The organism is Bradyrhizobium sp. Kon56, assembly GCF_055807635.1.
The window spans coordinates 59,887-77,777 of sequence record NZ_JBVVOU010000018.1; the positions used below are offsets into that span (position 1 = coordinate 59,887).

Below are 17,891 nucleotides of genomic sequence, written 5' to 3' on the forward strand. Positions count from 1 at the left end.
GAGCACCGAACGCACCTTGTCCTCTTGGTCGGCCGGAAGCTTTCATCTTTGCGCCCATTATTGCCGGGGCGCTCAGCCGAATTTCTCTAATGCTGGGCCGTTCGTTACCGAATTCCGCAGCTAGTCAGGAGAATTACAAAGCTTTCATGTCACAACCGTCGAGGCCTGCGGGTGTACTTAATCCATGCACGAGCGCGTTCTAATCTTTGCAACGCCTTCACTGCCTAGCCGTGGACCAGTTCCACCGGCTCTCCTTCGAGGCCGGCCTGAATCGGTTTGCAATAGGATGGGACCGGGAGATAGGCCTCCGTACCGGTCACCACGAACCTGTTTAGCTCATGGAGCTCCACCTCTTGTCTCCTCGAACAGAGCATCGAGCATTGCACGCACGTCATCCTCCGCCACGTTAAGCGTCAGTGAAATTCGCAGACGAGCTGTTCCCGCCGGAACAGTTGGCGGCCGGATGGCGCGGATATCGAAGCCGCGCACCTGCAATCTCGATGCGAGCCGCATCGCACGCCCGTTGTCGCCCAGAATATAGGGCACGATCTGCGAGTCCGAGGGACTTCGCCCGCCCCGCGCGCCGATCTCCCGATGCGTGAACGCGACCAGCTTGGCCAAACGCTGCTGTCGCTCCGGCTCCTCCCGCAGGATGAAAAGTGCCTCCCGCACGGCCACGGCCATCAATGGTGAGGGCGCCGTGGCGAAGATGAATGGACGGCAGCGATTGACCATGAAGTCGCGCAGCACGCCCGACGCCGTGATAAGCGCCCCGGCCGCTCCCAGTGCTTTGCCGCAGGTATGGACAACCAAGAGGTTCTCGCGCCTTTCATAAAGCGCGGTGAGGCCTCGACCGTGTTCGCCGTAAACGCCCGTGGCATGTGCCTCATCGACCACGACAAACGCATCATATCGATCCGCGATCGCGATCAGCTCTTTGAGCGGGGCGAAATCGCCATCCATGCTGTAGAGACTTTCAACCACGATCCAGACGCGGCCCATTCCGCCCCTGGCCCGCCACTCACAAATTGTGCTTTCGACCGCCTGAGGATCATTATGGGAGCTTAGACGAAACTCGGCCCGGCCAGCACGCGCTCCTTCATGAACGCTTGCATGCACAAGAGAATCGAGAACAAGCAAATCACCCAGCTGGGGCAGCGTTGTCAGGACTGCAAAATTTGCGACATAGCCGCCCGGGAAGAAAAGCGCCGCCTCGGCCCCAAAGAACTGGGCTGCGTCCGCCTCGAGACATTCGTGTTCGTCGCAATTGCCACGCAGGAGCCGCGACCCGCCGGCCCCGACCGGGGTGCCGGCCTCGAGCGCAGCCGTGATGGCCGTTTTCATACGCGGTGCGCTCGCCAGCGCCAGATAATCATTCGATGTGAAATCGAGCCCACTGCGCGGCTTGAGGCTGCGCAGCCGGTCGTCTGCGCTTAGGGCCTGCAACGCCGCGACATAACCGTCAACTTTGACCGCAAGGCTTAACGTCACTCTTTAACTCCCAGAATCGCTCAAGAAAAGTCTGTTGGCCGCCTAGAACAAGCCCAAACATCGGCCTCTTGGCTTCGACGGCAGAATGCAAGTGTCTCGATAAACGCGTGCGGCTTGAAAGTTCTTGCTTCCATCTCGTCAAAGGAGTCATCGACTTCCACCACATAGATCGCGAAGCGCGCCCGGTTTCAATGTCGTAGATCTTGACGCGTTCGTGGATCAGGAGTCCTACCGCATCAGCACGCACGATCATTCGAGACCCAGCCGTCACTGTCGAGAACGGCTCCAGCCGCGGAGGCGCGATGGAGTTTGCCTTTCATCAAGGTAATCTGCATTGTCACTTACGCTGAAGGTTACGGCACAGCGTGCGCGCTTACGTCTTTCATTTTGTAAGCCCGCACCTGATCCCGAGCCGGTGCAGCAAGTTCGCATCGCGGCCGCGCTGCGGGTTCTTTGTCGTCAACAGCACGTCGCCGATGAAGATGGAGTTTGCGCCGGCCAGAAAACATAGGGCCTGCAGTTCATCGGTCATGTATTGCCGTCCAGCGGACAACCGCACGACGCTCTTCGGCATCATAATCCGGGCGGTCGCTACCAGTCGCGCCAGTGCGATCGGATCGGGCCGCTCTGCGGTGTCATTGACCGGCACACCTTCGACCGCGTTCCAGAGGTTAATTGGAACGCTTTCCGGGTGCTTCGGGAGATTGGCGAGCAGGACAAGCATCGCGATGCGGTCCTCGACACGCTCGCCCAAGCCGATAATGCCACCGCAGCAGACCTTGATGCCGGCAGCTCGCACATGTTCGAGAGTGTCGATCCGATGCTGCAAGGTGCGGGTGGTGATGATCTTGTCGTAGAAATCCGGTGAGCTGTCGACGTTGTGGTTGTAGAAGTCGAGCCCGGCTGAGGCGAGCCGAGCGGCCTGCCTCGGCGTCAGCATGCCAAGCGTAACGCAGGTTTGCATGCCAAGCGCCTTGATCCCAGTGATCATCTCACAGACCGAATCGATGTCGCGGTGCTTTGGGCTGCGCCACGCCGCAGCCATGCAGAAGCGAGTGGCCCCAGCATCGTTAGCGCGTTGCGCGGCGGCGACAACATCGGCGCAATCCATCATGCGGGTCGCTTTCAGGCCGGTGTGGTAGTGCGCGCTTTGCGAGCAATAGCCGCAGTCTTCCGGACAACCACCGGTCTTGATGCTGAGCAGGCTTGCAGTCTCGACGTGGTTTGGGTCGAAGTTGTCCCGATGAGCGCGCTGGGCGCGAGACATCAGCTCGGCAAACGGCAATGCATAAAGCGCTTCGGCTTCGGCAGGCGCCCAGTCACCGCGGAGCGGCGCGCTATTTCCGCCACCGTGCCGCTCCATCTTCACCGCTCCAATCATCAAACTTGCCTTAGCATTCCATCATAGATAATGAGCGAAACTATCTATGAACTGCAGATCTGGAGTAATGCTAACCCATGCGACCTGCTCATGCACCCCGTTTTGCGGTAGATAATCTATGATTGTCCCTGACCAAAACGCGACGACTGCGGCGCGCATTGCCGAAGGGATCGGCAAGCGCATTATCAGCGGTGAGCTGCAGCCGGAGACCCCGCTCCGGCAGGATCATGTCGCGCGGGAATTCAATTCAAGCCACGTCCCGGTGCGCGAGGCGTTTCGGCAACTCGAGGCCCAACATCTTGTCGTAGCGCAGCCACGTCGTGGGGTGCGGGTTGCGCCGCTCGATACCAAGTCATTGAAGGAGATTGCCGAAATGCGTGCGGCGCTCGAAGTAGTCGCGTTGCGCAATGCGGCTCCAAAGTTCACCTCTCAGCATTTGGCACGGATCGAACGCGTTTTGATTGAAGGAGACGACGCCCAGACGATTGAGCAGTTTGAGATGGCCAATCGCGCGTTTCACCGCGCGCTGGTCGCGCCATGCGCGATGCCGCGCCTGCTCGCGAGCCTCGATGGATTGCAGCTTGCGAATTCTCGAATGGTGTTCGCTATGGCACGGAGCGCCGGCTGGCGCCCGCGGTCGAATCAGGATCATCGCCTCATCCTGCAGGCGCTGCGGGCGCGCAACGTCGAGCACGCCTGCAACCTGCTTGCACGCCACATCCAAACGATCGAGCGCCTTGCCCTTCCGGGGTCCGCGGCAGGATGAGATCTGGCCGAGTTCGGTGCTGAGCACGACCCGTCGCAACATTGTCCCCAGGCCGGTCTGGCGCGTGGCATGAGGTGTTGTTGCGCCAAGCTCCATCGCAGGCTAGTTATGCGACCAAACTAGCGGTATCACTCACTGCGGCACCCATGATTCGTCACATCGTCTTGTTTAGCGCCAAGGATCAGGCCCACGTCGAGCAGATCATCCAAGGCCTAAGAGTTCTCGCCACAATCCCACATGCACGCCGGCTCGAGGTCGCTCGCAACCGCAAGGCCGACCAGCTCGACAACGACATCGACGTCGTGGTCTATGGTGAGTTCGATAGCGAGACGGAGCTCGCAGCCTACAAAGCGCATGATCTCTACCAGGAATCGATCAGACGGGTACGACCACTCAGGGAGTTGCGGTTCGCGGCCGACTACAATGTACCAACAGATGAGCGTTGCGTGTCAACGGCAGCAACGTGTTCGAACACTCTGCGAATTGAGGCCACCGGCGAGGATTAATCTGACAGTCGATCCCAGGACTTTGCGGGACCGAGACGAGCTCGCGCTCGTTGGGGCGGGACCCGCCTCCGAGCGCGCCGTCCGCCGGTGACTGACAGGGCGATGCACGTCCGCGAACTGCAGTGGATCGAGCCCGTCATTGCGATGCAATGTCTGGCGCATCGATCGCAGCTTACGTTTTTCGACAGCGCAGCACGCCATGAGTTGCTGGGGCGCTATTCATATCTGACCTGCGATCCTTTCAGCACTTATACGGTCGTTGACGGACAGGCGAGTTGCAATGGAAAGGCTCTCGACGACGATCCATGGGAAGCTCTTCGCACCCTGCTGGCCGGGTTTCGCCAAGTGCATCGCCCCGATCTCCCGCCGTTCCAGGGAGGCGCGGCCGGCTTCTTGGGTTACGATCTGAACAGGACGCTGGAGCGATTACCGGTGCCGGCAGCTCCTGGTCAGCAGTTGCCCCAATCTATCCTGCATCTTTATGACGCGATCATCAGCTTCGATCATCGCGACGACCGAAGCTGGCTCGTTTCTACTGGATGGCCGGAGCAGGATCCTATGCGGCGAAGCGAGCGCGCACACCGGCGAGCCGATGAGTTTGCAGCCCTGCTTGCCGGCCCAACACCGCCGCGGAATAACTCCCTGGCCACATCGGGCAGATGGCATTCGAACTTCAGTCGTGAGGATTATATTGCAGCGGTACAGCGCGTTATCGATTTGATTTTGGCCGGCGACGTCTTCCAAGCCAACATTGCGCAGCGCTTCAGCGCTGAGATCTCGACTTCATTCGATCCCATCTCTTTCTACTGCCGGCTGCGATCATTAAACCCAGCCCCCTTTGCAGCCTTGCTGCGCTACGGCAAGCTCACCATTGCGTCGAGCTCGCCGGAACGGCTTCTGAAGCTTGACGGACGGCAGGTCGAAACGCGACCCATCAAAGGTACGATCGCGCGATCCGCGGATTCGAAGGAAGACCAGCGCCGCGCTCAAATGCTGATCGCATCCGAAAAAGACCGCGCAGAGAACATCATGATCGTCGACCTGTTGCGGAACGATTTATCTCGCGTTTGCACTGTGGATTCGATCGGTGTTCCAGCTTTGTGCAAGCTCGAATCGTATGCCTCAGTGCACCACCTCGTCTCAGTCGTCACGGGTGAACTTGCAGAGCTCCAAGACGCCGTTTCCTTAGTTCGAGCTTGCTTTCCCGGCGGCTCCATTACAGGGGCACCGAAGGTCCGCGCGATGGAAATTATTACGGACATCGAGGGTGTGGCGCGAGAGGTCTATTGCGGAGCGATCGGCTTCATCGGTTTCAACGGACACATGGATACGAACATCTCGATCCGCACTGTCACGATCAATGACGGATCGGCGGTGTTTCACGCGGGTAGCGGTATAACGGCGATGTCGGAGCCAGAGGCCGAATACGACGAGACGCTCGCCAAGGCGCCGCGCATCTTTGATGCATTTGGTGCTGAAACGCCCGGTGCATTGTGATCGTCATCATTGACAATTACGACTCCTTCGTCTTCAACATTGCGCGCTATTTCCGCGGGCTCGGACAAGCAACCGAGGTGTTCCGGAACGACGCGGTCGGCGTGAGCGACCTTGTTGGCCTCAAGCCGCGTGCAATCGTTATCTCCCCCGGTCCATGCACTCCCATGGAAGCCGGAATATCTACCGCCGTCATCCGCGAACTTTCCGGCCGGCTCCCAATCTTGGGCATCTGCCTCGGGCACCAGTGTATTGGCAGCGTTTTCGGCGGACGCGTCGCGCGTGCACGTCGCCCTATGCACGGCCGGTCCTCGTACGTAACGCATGACGGCCTTGGACTATTCAAGGACCTCCCGTTTCCACTTTGCGTCGGGCGCTACCATTCTCTCGTTGTCGAGCTCGATGAGGCCTGCGCGCCGCACCTCACGGTGACCGCGCGTTCGGACGAAGGCGAGATCATGGCCATTGCACATCGCCATCAACCAACCTATGGCGTGCAGTTCCATCCGGAATCGATACTTACACAGCAAGGGCACGTCTTGCTCATGAACTTTCTGCGACTTGTAGAGGCTTCCTGAGCGTGGCGATCGGATACCAGAAACGATCCTTCCTGGCTCGTGGTGCGGTCCTCACTTGGATGAGGCGGCACGAAATCGAGCAAGCCGCTGGCCCATGCCAGTGGAGACGCCCGGGATAGCCGGATCGCATAGCGGCATCTTCGAAACAGCCGCGGACGCGCTGATCAACTAGCCTCGGGTGGAAGTTGTACCTGACGCCCCCCGGCAACGGGGTCGCCGCGAAAACGGCAAGCGCCGGCTAGATTTTGGCTAGCGATCTCGTGCGGCAGGCGAGCAACTATGAACCTGCCCCGAAAGAGATGGATGAACGCGTTCAGTGGTTCAGCATCACATTGTCGATGAGCCGGGTCCGGCCTACATACCCTGCGATGCAAATGGCGGCGGGGCCAGTGAGGGGACTTGCGGCTGACCTGAGCGTATCGGCGTGGACAATTTCCAGGTACTGCAGCTGATCGATTGGCTGCAGATGCCACTTGGCAATTTGTACCAGTTTCTCGGGATCACGCTCACTTGCCCGAAATGCCGCCTCAGCCGCGAGCAGGGCTCGGCTGATTGCAAGGGCGCGTTGACGTTCCTCAGCGTTGAGATAGCGATTCCGACTGCTCATTGCGAGCCCGTCTTGTTCTCGAACTGTTGGCACGATGACGATCTCGATCGGAAGATCTAGATCAACTGTCATCCGACGAACGACGGCACATTGCTGCAGATCTTTCTGCCCGAAGAAGGCGACGTTGGGCTGCACCATGTTGAATAGCTTGCAGACGACAGTCGCGACACCACGAAAGTGCCCAGGCCTGAAGGCTCCGCATAATGGCCGCGCCAAGTCGCCCGGTTCAACGAATGTGTCAAACTCAGTCGGATAGATCTCCTGTGCATCTGGCGCGAAGAGGAAATCTGTCCCGGCCTCTGAGCACAGCCTTTGGTCCCGGGAGAAATCACGGGGGTAGACACTTAGATCCTCGTTTGGCCCGAACTGAGTGGGGTTAACGAAGATGCTCACGACAGTCACGGCGCATCGAGCTCGGCTCGCCTCAACCAGCGCCAGGTGTCCGTCATGCAGGTAACCCATCGTCGGGACGAATCCGATGCGTCTGTCGTTCTTGCGGGAGTCTGCGAGAGCGCGGCGGAGCTCAGCGGCCGTTGTGATTGTCTGCATGTTCTGAACTATCGGTTTGAGATCGAGGCGCCCAATTTGCAATGACGTCGTCAAGTCCTTCAGGCAGCCGATAAGTCTCCTGCGGACCAGGGAACGTTCCCAAACGAACGTCAGCTGCCCAGCGCGATAGCGCCTCCTGCATGAGTTGAAACCCGTCTGCATAGGCGCGAACGAATTTCGGCCGGCGGCCCTCGGCCAATCCGAGCACATCATGCAAGACGAGCACTTGCCCTGAACATCCGGGACCGGCGCCAATTCCGATGGTCGGTATGGCTACCGACTCGGCCGCCCGCGCGGCAAGTTCCGCCGGGATTCCCTCCAGGACGAGAGCGAAACATCCGGCCTCCTGCAGACGGTGCGCGTCATCAAGCAGGCGCAATGCATCATCCGCGTTCCGGCCCTGCACCTTGAACCCCCCCATGACGTTGACACTTTGCGGTGTCAGGCCAAGATGGCCCATAACAGGGATCTCACAACGGACCAAGGCGCGAACCATGTCGACACGGCTGGCACCTCCCTCGAGCTTCACGGCATCGGCACCGCGCTGCAGGAAGCCTCCGGCATTGCGGATTGTCTCCTCGGCGCTGACGTGAAAGCTAAGAAAGGGCATATCGGCTATCAGAAGAGCACGGGGCGCAGTGCGCGCGACCGCCTTTAAGTGATGGTTCATCATCGCCATGGTGACCGGAAGGGTGCTGTCAAATCCGAGACAGACATTCCCGACACTGTCGCCCACAAGAATAATGTCGACGATCGGATCGGCGATGCGAGCGGTAATCGCGTCGTACGCCGGTGTCATTGTGATGCGACGCCCTTCCCGCCTCCATTTCTGCAGAGTGTGAATGGTAACGCGCTCAACAGGCGCTTTCGAAATGTTACTCATTTTCGGTACTGATCCACCCTGATCCACCCTGACCCGGCCACCCCTGCCCGGATTTAAGCGCCGGCATTGCTACTAGCGTCGCGTGAAAGCGGTCAACGCTGGCGTAAAGAAAGCGATATTCCTCTCCAAACATGAAGGTTGGCATGGAGGAATTTCTAATGATCGCGCGATCAACGGGTCAAGGCGTCTCCGTCTGCTGTCACTTGCCCGAGCCCACCACCTCGTCGATTCCGGCCGAAGGATGAACTCGTATGGATGAAGGCGGTAAGGCACCGCACGATCCGATCTGGCGAGAGGACCAGGCATGGAACCAGCTCACCATTAGCTCCCGTCAGCTCAGGCCTAAACCCGTTTCCACAATTTACGCCGGGAGGCTGGTGAGCGCGGTGGAGAATCTTTTGTCTTGCTCCAACCTCGGTCTGCCTGTCAGGCGCCGGAGGTTCAGCGGCAATACCATCTCGTCTCCTCAGCCAGCGCATCCAGCATTGACGTCACGTCGTTCTCGTTGACGTTGAGCGTCAGCGAAATTCGCAGACGGCCCGACCGCCGGCACTATGGGCGGCCGAATCCCGCGAATATCGAAGCCTCGGTTGCGCATTGCAGAGGCGAGCCGGTTCGTATTTGCATTATCGCCCACAATGTAAGGTACGATCTGCGAGCCGGACGAGCATCGGAGGCTGCGCGCCTCCATCTCACGATGCGTGAATGAGATTAGCCGTTCGAGACGGTCCCGGCGCTCAGGTTCTTGCTGAAGAATCAATAAACCCTCCCGGACAGCAACAGCAATTAGCGGAGATGGGGCGGTAGCGTACATGAACGGGCGACAGCGGTTGATCATGAACTCGCAAATAGCCTTGGAGGCAACAACGAGTGCTCCCGCGGCTCCGAGGCCCTTTCCGCACGTATGGACGACAACTAGATTGTCACGCCCCGCGTAGGGAGCCGCGAGCCCTCGTCCCTGCTCACCATACACGCCTGTAGCGTGGGCTTCACCCACCATCAGGAACGCCCCGCACAGGGCCGCCAATGCGACGAGCTCTTCCAGCGGAGCGAAATCGCCATCCATCCCGTAGAGGCTCTCGGCCACGATCCAGACGCGCCCCATTCCGCCTTGAGCGCGCCAGTCACGGATTGTATTCTCCACCGACTGGGGATCGTTGTGGGCGCTTATCCGAAAGTCGGCCCGGCCCGCTCGCGTCCCATCATGAATACTCGCGTGAACGAGCGAATCGACAACAACTAGATCGCCTCGCTGCGGCAGGGTTGTCAAAACAGAAAAATTGGCGGCATAACCGCCGCCGAAAAAAAGAGCTCTCTCCGCCCCAAAAAACTGAGCCGCTTCCGCCTCGAGCCGCTCGTGTTCCTGACAATTGCCCCGCAGGAGCCGCGGGCCGCCTGCCCCGACCGGGGTGCCGGCCTCTATCGCACGGGAGACAGCCTGTCTCATGCGTGGCGCACTTGCGAGGGCCAGGTAATCGTAAGATGTGAAATCAATTCCTGCGGACAGCTCGGGGCCGCGCGGGCCCTTGCTTACCTCCCGGGTGTGGAAAGCACGCCCAAAATCGTTGTTGGCGGAACGCCGCGAATTCACCGGTTCTTTCACGACTGAACCAGCGATCTCAAAGGAAGCTGTATCCCGCCGAATTGCGCGAAAGGGGTTAGCATTCGCAGCCCGCGTTCCAGCCCAGCAAGATACGATTATTCCGGTCGACCCGCACCACGCGCGGTCTGAAAAGCTTCGCTTCTGCCTCCTCAAATGAGGCATATGCAACGATACTGATTTTGTCACCTGGCATTGCCAATCGGGCCGTCGCACCAGTCAGGTCAATGGCGCCGGACCCTGGAGGCGCTTCAATGATGTAGCTTGAAAATCGCGCCCCGTTATCGAGATTGTAGATCTCGACGCGCTCGTTGATCAGGAGGCCCGTCGCGTCGAGCAACGTACGATCAACGGATATCGATTCTCCCCGGTTCAGATCGGTTTCAGTTACGGAAGCTCGATCGATCTTGCCTCTCATCAAAAGTGATTCTCATTTCCCGTCCAGTCGAAGAAATCTCGGCGATACCGATCCAGCTAGCTGTGATCCGAGGCAAAGCCAAACGCGATGGCAGTTTGACGCAATCCGTCCGGAGGGTATCGGACCGGTCATGTGATGTGCTGTGTACGAACAGTAGCGGCAGGTCTCTGGAGAGACGCTACTTTTGATGCCAGTAGGGCCCGCGAATCCCTCGCCGCGTATCGAAGCTCTTGGCATGCAGGTCGCGCGCTTAGGAAGCCAGCCCCGCGTAACAGCCGGTGCAACGGCATTGGCCTGGCAGGACAAATGCGCTCTTCCGGGAGATCATGGCTCCCGCGCTGGTTTCGATTGGAGGCGCCCCCTTGATAGCATAACCCGCGGGCGTCGCCCGCGGAAAATGTACGTCTTCCTGAAGCAGGAATTCGGTCAGTTGTGCTGGAATGTGCAGATATCGTGCGGCTATTGCGGCATTTGCGCAGTTCCTCCGCAAGGGCTGATGCCGCGGATGGGATTCAGAAACGACCGATGGAGCGCCGCGAGAAAGCAATTGTGTTATCAGCTATACAATTACGTTAAGGCAAGTCTATACTCGGGCGTTCAACGAAGGCGGGGCCGATCCGGGCGCGCTGGGTATGAGCAACGATTTGCGGACCTAGCTTATTCCGCAGCTCTGGTGGGGGTTGAGATGCGAGTTGGTATCTGTGGCGCCGGACTGGGGGGACTCTCTGCAGCTGTCGGGCTGAAGGAATTGGGATTTGATGTAGCTGTGTTCGAGCGATCTCCTGTCCTTAGGGCGACGGGAGCTGGTTTGATGCTTTGGCCGAACGGAGTCCGGGCACTATATGGCCTGGGCCTGAAGGAGCAGATTGATGCCATTTCGGTCAAAATTGAGCGCTACTATAACTATGATGCCACTGGCAATTTGCTCTTTGAGAAAGATACGAGTGACTGGCCCCGCAAATATAGTGCGCCGGCAATCGGAGTGCATCGCTCGGCATTGATCTCGATGCTAGCTGACTCATACGGAACGGATCTCATAAGGTTTGGTCATGAGGTCGTGTCTGTCGAGAATGGCAGCGACAAGGCAATTTGCCACTTCAGTAATGGGTCGAGCTATGAGGGCGACTTCATCATCGCTGCTGACGGAATTTTTTCAGCCGTCCGTGAGAAATTGGTAGGTGGAGTTCGTTTCCAGCCCAACGAGCATCACGCATATCGTTGGCGCGCTATATTCACCCTTGAACAGCTGGACATAGATCCGGCAGCGCAAACCGGCTTTTACGCGCCGGGTGGATGGATCGCGTTTCTTCCCATAGGAAATGGAAAGGCATACTGGTTCGGTTCAGTAAGTGGGGCAAAAAATCCGAACGAGTTCCTTGATTACTTTAGCTCTTGGACAAACACTCCAATTTCAAGGGCGTTTAGCATTACCCCGAAGGATGCAATCATTCAAAGCTCTCTCGATGTTCCGGAAGGGCTCCCCGAAAAATGGACGCACGGCCGTATTACGTTGCTTGGGGATGCCGCACATCCACCAGTTCCTGATCTTGCACAGGGTGCCGGCCAAGCGTTCATTGACTCGCGAGTTCTGCGAGATGTCTTTTCCGGAACAAGCGATGTTGACGAGGCTCTCGCTACCTATGAAGAAAAGCGCCTCAAAGCCGCTTACTACGTGGTGAAATGCTCCCAGCAAGGAAGCTACCTTGGACGCAACAAGGTAGAGCCAATAGTGGTGCGGTATGAGCGCGAAATTGAAGCTATGGGCGTGTAAGTTCGTGCAAGCGTCCGACTATCAATTTACCGCTTCCTTACTGTGTTCATGCTGCCGCCAAGCGCCGCAACATCAGCTTTGAGTGACTGGGAGTGAAACTATGTGGGATGCAATCTGGGTCAACGGTCACCTGGCAACGATGGCGCACGAGGAGGGCTACGGAATCGTTGAGAACGGGGCGATCGCGGTAGAAAGTGGACGTATCGCATGGGTCGGCCGAAGCGATGCTCTCCCAAATGCACTTCATGAGCATGCCACCGAGATTCACGACATGGGGGGGGCTTGGGTGCTGCCTGGGCTCATCGATCCGCATACTCATGTTGTCTACAGTGGCAACGGGCGCCGCGATTTTGGCATGCGGATCAGGGGGGCCACCCGTGACGAGATTTATGGGTCTGGAGGTGGTGTCCCAGGGATAGTCAACGCGACGCGAGCTTGCTCCGCGCAGGAGTTGTTCGCGACGACTTCGCGGCGTGTCCGAGAATTCATTGCGCATGGCGTCACCACGATCGAGAGCAAATCCGGTTTTGGTCTAGACCTTCAGACGGAGCTAAAGCAGCTACGTTGCTCTCGCGCCCTAGAACAGGATCTACCCGTTACGATCGTCTCCACATTTCTCGGCGCACATGGAGTTCCTCCGGAGTTCAAAGGGCGGCCCGACGATTATATTTCTTTCCTTATCGAAAAGGTGCTGCCCATCGCAGTATCGGAAGGCCTCGTTGATGCGGTTGACGGATTCGCGGACACCATTGGTTTCAGTGACGGTCAAATAAGCCGATTGTTCGAAGCCGCACGAGCACACTCGATACCGGTGCGTTTACATGCGGACCAATATTCCGACGCGTCCGCCGGGGCGACTGCCGCACGGCACAGAGCGCTTACCGCCGATCATCTCGAATATGCGTCTGAACAATCGATCATAGCAATGGCAGAAGCCGGGACTGTGGCAGGCATGTTACCAGGCGCAAACTATACATTGCGAGAGACCCGCGTGCCGCCCATCGCATTGTTCCGCAAGCACAAAGTAAAAATGGCTCTGGCCACCAACAGCAATCCGGTCAGTTCGCCCACAAATTCCCCGGCCACAATAATGAACCTTGCTTGCACCCTATTCCGCATGACGCCCGAAGAGGCAGTGCGCGGGTTCACTGTCAACGCGGCGTGCGCCCTCGGCATGCGGAAGGAGCGGGGCACTATTGAGGTTGGCAAAGCTGCGGATTTATCTTTTTGGGAAATCGAGCATCCAGACGATCTTTCCTACCTTCTCGGCGCGAACCGCTGCATTGGTGTTGTGAAGCGCGGACGGGTGGTCTTCGAAACTCATTCCGACTTCGCACGCCCCTGCAGCGACGCCGAAAAGTACACAGGCCAGCCCCACCGGCGAGGCATCACTTGAATACATTGCTGCTGCAGAGACCGGCTGTCCAGTTACAGACACTGGCTGGCAAATCTGACGTCTGGTTCGATCGCGGCACGCAGGTCATTGCAGTTCTTCAATCAATGCCGCGCCGCTTCCGTATATTGCGGTACTGGAGACCACTGTGATGATGATGAAAAGAATAGCCGCTGTCGATACTGGGCGACGGCATCGTAATCGAAGCATTCGGCCGTGGAAACAATTCTCCTGATCTCCTCGCCGGTATACAGACGCGCTCGCCTCCGGGATTCCGACGCACTGTCACGAAGCCACGGTATTCCCAGCATACGGCAACGGCGAAGCGGTAACAATCGAGGCCGAAACGGAGCCGTGTTTGGAGGAAGTCTTAGTCGCGCTAAGGCGGGGCTTGATGCAAAGTCGAACCCGCAGACCGGCCGCAAACTCTAATGAACTGATGCAATTCATTTTGCCGTATTGAGCGCAATTCTACCCACCACAGCGAAAGCTATCAACATGAACTGGGACCGTTTGTTTCTTCGAATTCTGGAGGCAAAACTCCCCGACATTCTTCAGCTTACCAAAGCTGCAGTTGACATTGACAGCGGCAGCTATGATCGCGAGGGCGTCAATCGCGTTAATGACGTCTTCGAAAAGGCGCTGATCGCAGCCGGATTCAAAGTCGAGCGCGAGATCAGGCAGGCCGCTGGCGATCAATTGACCGCTCGTTGGGAGTCGGGTCGTCCGGGCAGATCGATCCTCATCCTGGGTCATGCCGATACGGTTTGGCCCACCGGCACTGTCGAAGGGTGGAAATTCGAGCAGAAGGATGGGCTTCTTACCGGACCCGGCGTCGGGGATATGAAAGTGTGCGTAGCCACCGCGATCGTGTCACTCCGCGAACTCTTCAAAATGGGCATCGATGGAATCGAACGTGTGGTATTTCTGATTGTACCTGACGAGGAGGTCGGCAGCGACGCAAGCGCCAGCTGGATCAAGACTGAGGCAAGAGCCGCAAATTTTTGTCTCACGCTTGAGCCTGCCAGGCCCTATAGAGGGCTTGTTGTCGGTCGAGGAGCCATTGGTCATCTGAGGGTCGATGCCTTCGGTATCACAACCCATGTCGGTAACAATAAGAAGGCCGGAGCATCGGCGCTCTCGGTACTCGCCCGTCTTGTAACGCGCCTTGAGGGCTTGAGCGATGATGAGCGTGGCGTAAGTGTTTCCGTCGGGTTAATGCAAGGTGGGGAAGCCAGACAAGTGATGCCGGCAGTTGCTTGGTTCGATGCCGACCTCCGGGCGCGGACCAAGAAAGCCACAGAAGCGCTAATAGATGATATCGAACGATGCATTTCCGAAGAGCTTGCTTCGTCTGATCGGAGAGTGACAATCAAGCACTCCATCAGGATGCGACCGCCATTTGAAGAAGGCGACGGAAGCCACTTTCTATTCAAGTTAGCCGAGGACACCGGTGCGGCACTCGCTATCGAAATGTTTCCGGCTTTCTCGGGAGGAGGTTCTGATGCCAGCTATGCCGCTTCGGTCGGTACGCCGACTTTGGACGGCCTGGGCCCGATCACGCATGAAATGTGCAGCCGGCGCGAGCGGACCGAAGTGTCGAGCATCGCCGAACAAGGCGCGCTTCTGGCCGGTATAATAAAGCGGTTATCTGCGCCGGCGTAACGCATCCATGGTGCGCCAAACGCTGCGGCCCGCAATTAATGACCCGTTCGTTTCATCGAACGTCCTGCTTTGATAAATGATGGCAATCGCCGACCGCGCTGCTTGGTGCGGAAGCTAGTTAAAAGCGGTAACGGGTTCACACGAAGAAAACGATGTTTGAAAAACGTCTACGCCGGGCTAGGAGTCGCCTCGTTAGGTGCTTGGGCGAGGAATAGCGGGAGCACCGACAATGTGGTGCATGTAAATTGGTCAGCCAGTATTTCACAGGGGTCTATCGATGTCGCAGCAGCAACCGCAATCTCTTGGCATTCTTAATTTGGAAAGAGGTTTGCCGCGCGGCACAGAGCCAGTGGATCCGAGGCATGGCCACCTTTTCTATCGGGGGACATTTGATTTCCCGATTATCTCTGAGACGGTAGAGGGGGCATGGGCAGAGAACGTTATCCGAGGAGATCCCTCCTTAGAGCGAGCTTATCTTGCCGCTGCTAAACGGTTGGTCGATCGTGGAGCGATTGCAATTAGCGCCAATTGCGGTTTCACAATCAGACATCAGAAAGCGATTGCTGAAGCTGTCGATGTTCCGGTCGCAACCTCGAGCTTGCTCCTGCTGCCTATCCTCCTTCGTCAACTTCCTGCGGCTGGCAAGATCGCAATCATCACCGCGGATTCACAATGTCTCGGAATCGACTTACTGCAACTTGAGGACCCAGCAGACATTGAACGGGTCGTGATAGGAGGCGTAGAGGGCGGCCGGCTGTGGCAAAATGAGATGCGGCGTCCTCCTCCCCTCACGAGACCAGAGGATATCGACTCTGACGTTCTGGAGTGCGTGCGGCGCGTCCGCGAAAAGCACTCGGGTGTAGCTGCCTTGCTTTTCGAGTGCACCGCGTTCCCAATAGTGTCTTCCTCCATCCGAAGAGCGACGGGGTTTCCGGTATACGACATAACGTCGCTATGCAGGCTGACCTTTTTGTCTGCAAAAAAATAACGCTCAACTGCGCGACGTACGCGGAATCACCAGACGGTTAATCTTCGACGAGGTCGCAGAACGCTCTATCGGGACGGCCAACGAAATGAAGCCAGGCGTACGCCAAGAAAGTTCTGCGATGGATCGAGGCTATCGGGCGCCCGATCTGCCTCCTTGTGGCCATCGTGGCCGTCTGCTTGGTTCCGCTGGCTCGCTGAAGCTCTTCACCCTCGCCTGTCACAACGTCAGCCAGAGCAGTGCAAATCAGGAGAGGTTGCACTCGCTTTGAACGCATCATCGTCAATCGCAAACGGAATGAGGAAGCCGCTCCTATCAAGTATTAGAAGTGCACCGGCGTCGCGAGCAATGGCGCTGTGATCTCGGACGCCGGTGCCGCGAGGGAGGGATCCGCCCTTGGATCACTTCACCGCGCTGGAGGACATCACTTGCGCCGGCGGGTTCCTGGCGCTGATGGCCGGAGCGCGGAAAATCGACCCCGCTCCGCGGGCCAACAACGCCGACCAGCGGCCGCATTCTGCTCGATCGCTGACTGATCACAGGGCCGGCAGGGCCGCGGCATTATGTGCTAGCGTACGCGCTGTTGCCCTGGCCCCTGGCCCACCATGACGCAATCGTGCGAAGCGTACTGCCGCGCTGTTGCGGGGACCTGGCGTGGCGCCCGTAAGCTCTCAGGAGATCCCGGGCTTCTCATTCTCTGACCAGCGCCGCCGCCGGCCTGCGTCCACCACCCCTCAAGCGACTCTCCTTATAAACGAAGGGCAAGCGGGGGAGCAGGTTAAGACAGACCTATTTCAGCCGGACGGCGAAGTCGGCTGAGGTAGACGGATAGTATAAAAGTAGCGGTCCGCTCGGAAGTTTTCCCTGAAATACACTACCGGGATCCCTTTGGAATCTAAGAACAAGCGTTTGACGCAGAGGATGGGCGCATCGACAGCTATTTGTAATGCCGCGGCGAATTTGGTTCCGGCGACCAGCGCATCGATCTCTTGATGCTCCTCCCAAATATCCTTGTCCACGATCTTGCGAAGGAGAGGCACAAAGAGACCTGGGAATTCTCGAGCAGCTACTTTTTTTCCAACTCTCAAAGGAAAGAACGCCTCAAGCACGACGAATGGAGAGGCCTCGAGCATTCGAACCCGTCGTACTTCGTAAACGGTACTTGGGACACCGATCCGCAAGGCACTCGCCACATCGCTCTCTGCCGTGACTTCGCCTTTTTGGATCACCTCGCTGGTTGTTTCCAAACCGGCGATACCGAATTCTTCGATTGGTCCAGTCAGCCTATCGTCAGCCGGAGCGGCTGGTACAGCCCTGAGTATCGTGCCAACTCTCGGCCGGCGTTCGATGATTCCCTCGGTGGCGAAAATCTTCATCACTTGCCGCACCGTGACGCGACTGACTCCGAACTCTGCCGCCAACTCCGACTCCGTTGGCAGGCGGTCGCCGGGCTGAAGCAGGCGAAGGCGCCGTCTTACGATCTCTCTAATTTGCAGGTATTTGGGAAAGGGATGGTAAGCGAAATTACTCATAAGGGCTTTGCGGAAATGATGAACGTTCGTGCTCATCCGCATGCTAGCCCAATGATGCACAATCAGCCAGAGCCGATCGTATCATCTAGACAGCTTTCCCCCTGGGTCCATCTAAACAACTGCAGGCTCATGAAGCGCAAATGACGAGCCTCTCTATCAATCTCAGATGCGGGTGCCCGCGGGAGATAGCAGAACGTCAGCCCAGAATTCAATGTCAACAGGAGCTCTCGACTGCAATATACGGAGCGGATCGTCCGTTCTATGCAGGCAAA

General features: G+C 57.9%; 14 protein-coding genes and 1 pseudogene. 8 read left to right on the forward strand and 7 right to left on the reverse strand.

From position 1 onward, the window contains the following. Window positions 1-336: 336 nt before the first annotated feature. On the reverse strand, window positions 337-1,491 hold the full coding sequence (locus AC0L3B_RS25605; RefSeq protein WP_473381242.1) for an 8-amino-7-oxononanoate synthase: 1,155 nt from the start codon (window positions 1,489-1,491) through the stop codon (window positions 337-339). A gap of 382 nt (window positions 1,492-1,873) precedes the next feature. Then, the gene (gene bioB / locus AC0L3B_RS25610; RefSeq protein WP_473381243.1) at window positions 1,874-2,854 is read right to left on the reverse strand and encodes a biotin synthase BioB; all 981 of its coding nucleotides are present in this window, start codon (window positions 2,852-2,854) and stop codon (window positions 1,874-1,876) included. Window positions 2,855-2,990: 136 nt separating this feature from the next. On the opposite strand from bioB, the gene AC0L3B_RS25615 reads away from it, so the two are divergent. From AC0L3B_RS25615 to AC0L3B_RS25630, 4 genes are all read left to right on the forward strand, one after another. Further along, the gene (locus AC0L3B_RS25615) at window positions 2,991-3,638 is read left to right on the forward strand and encodes a GntR family transcriptional regulator (protein ID WP_473381244.1); all 648 of its coding nucleotides are present in this window, start codon (window positions 2,991-2,993) and stop codon (window positions 3,636-3,638) included. A gap of 146 nt (window positions 3,639-3,784) precedes the next feature. Further along, the gene (locus AC0L3B_RS25620; protein WP_473381245.1) at window positions 3,785-4,144 is read left to right on the forward strand and encodes a Dabb family protein; all 360 of its coding nucleotides are present in this window, start codon (window positions 3,785-3,787) and stop codon (window positions 4,142-4,144) included. 102 nt (window positions 4,145-4,246) lie between these two features. Then, a complete protein-coding gene (gene pabB, locus AC0L3B_RS25625; RefSeq protein ID WP_473381246.1) occupies window positions 4,247-5,641 on the forward strand; it encodes an aminodeoxychorismate synthase component I in 1,395 nt (464 codons plus the stop codon). After that, window positions 5,638-6,216 carry an anthranilate synthase component II gene (locus AC0L3B_RS25630; protein WP_473381247.1) on the forward strand — a complete coding sequence of 193 codons (579 nt, stop codon included), beginning with the start codon at window positions 5,638-5,640 and terminating at the stop codon, window positions 6,214-6,216. Before pabB ends, AC0L3B_RS25630 begins: the two co-directional genes overlap by 4 nt. Window positions 6,217-6,529: 313 nt before the next feature. Here AC0L3B_RS25630 and panC read toward each other — a convergent pair whose 3' ends face one another. The 4 genes and pseudogenes from panC to panD all read right to left on the reverse strand — a co-directional run bounded on the left by panC (window position 6,530) and on the right by panD (window position 10,273). After that, the gene (panC, locus tag AC0L3B_RS25635; RefSeq protein WP_473381248.1) at window positions 6,530-7,372 is read right to left on the reverse strand and encodes a pantoate--beta-alanine ligase; all 843 of its coding nucleotides are present in this window, start codon (window positions 7,370-7,372) and stop codon (window positions 6,530-6,532) included. Beyond that, window positions 7,347-8,255: a 3-methyl-2-oxobutanoate hydroxymethyltransferase gene (gene panB / locus AC0L3B_RS25640; RefSeq protein ID WP_473381249.1), complete on the reverse strand. Its 909-nt coding sequence runs from the start codon at window positions 8,253-8,255 to the stop codon at window positions 7,347-7,349. The genes panC and panB overlap by 26 nt, the downstream gene beginning before the upstream one ends. A 441-nt stretch (window positions 8,256-8,696) precedes the next feature. After that, window positions 8,697-9,756, reverse strand: a pseudogene (locus AC0L3B_RS25645) (8-amino-7-oxononanoate synthase); the annotation flags it as partial. Window positions 9,757-9,913: 157 nt separating this feature from the next. Next, window positions 9,914-10,273 carry an aspartate 1-decarboxylase gene (gene panD / locus AC0L3B_RS25650; protein WP_473381250.1) on the reverse strand — a complete coding sequence of 120 codons (360 nt, stop codon included), beginning with the start codon at window positions 10,271-10,273 and terminating at the stop codon, window positions 9,914-9,916. A 685-nt stretch (window positions 10,274-10,958) separates the two neighbouring features. Here panD and AC0L3B_RS25655 point away from each other — a divergent pair. The 4 genes from AC0L3B_RS25655 to AC0L3B_RS25670 all read left to right on the forward strand — a co-directional run bounded on the left by AC0L3B_RS25655 (window position 10,959) and on the right by AC0L3B_RS25670 (window position 16,090). Beyond that, window positions 10,959-12,044, forward strand: a complete 1,086-nt coding sequence (locus AC0L3B_RS25655; protein WP_473381251.1) for an FAD-dependent monooxygenase — start codon at window positions 10,959-10,961, stop codon at window positions 12,042-12,044. A 100-nt stretch (window positions 12,045-12,144) separates the two neighbouring features. Next, entirely contained in the window at window positions 12,145-13,440 is a 1,296-nt protein-coding gene (gene hutI / locus AC0L3B_RS25660; protein WP_473381252.1) for an imidazolonepropionase, read from the forward strand. A 495-nt stretch (window positions 13,441-13,935) separates the two neighbouring features. After that, on the forward strand, window positions 13,936-15,102 hold the full coding sequence (locus AC0L3B_RS25665) for a M20/M25/M40 family metallo-hydrolase (protein ID WP_473381253.1): 1,167 nt from the start codon (window positions 13,936-13,938) through the stop codon (window positions 15,100-15,102). Between the two features lie 277 nt (window positions 15,103-15,379). Then, a complete protein-coding gene (locus AC0L3B_RS25670) occupies window positions 15,380-16,090 on the forward strand; it encodes an aspartate/glutamate racemase family protein (protein WP_473381254.1) in 711 nt (236 codons plus the stop codon). A gap of 791 nt (window positions 16,091-16,881) precedes the next feature. On the opposite strand, the gene AC0L3B_RS25675 is transcribed toward AC0L3B_RS25670, so the two are convergent. Next, complete coding sequence (locus tag AC0L3B_RS25675; RefSeq protein WP_473381255.1) at window positions 16,882-17,655, reverse strand: GntR family transcriptional regulator; 774 nt, start codon at window positions 17,653-17,655, stop codon at window positions 16,882-16,884. Window positions 17,656-17,891: the final 236 nt, after the last annotated feature.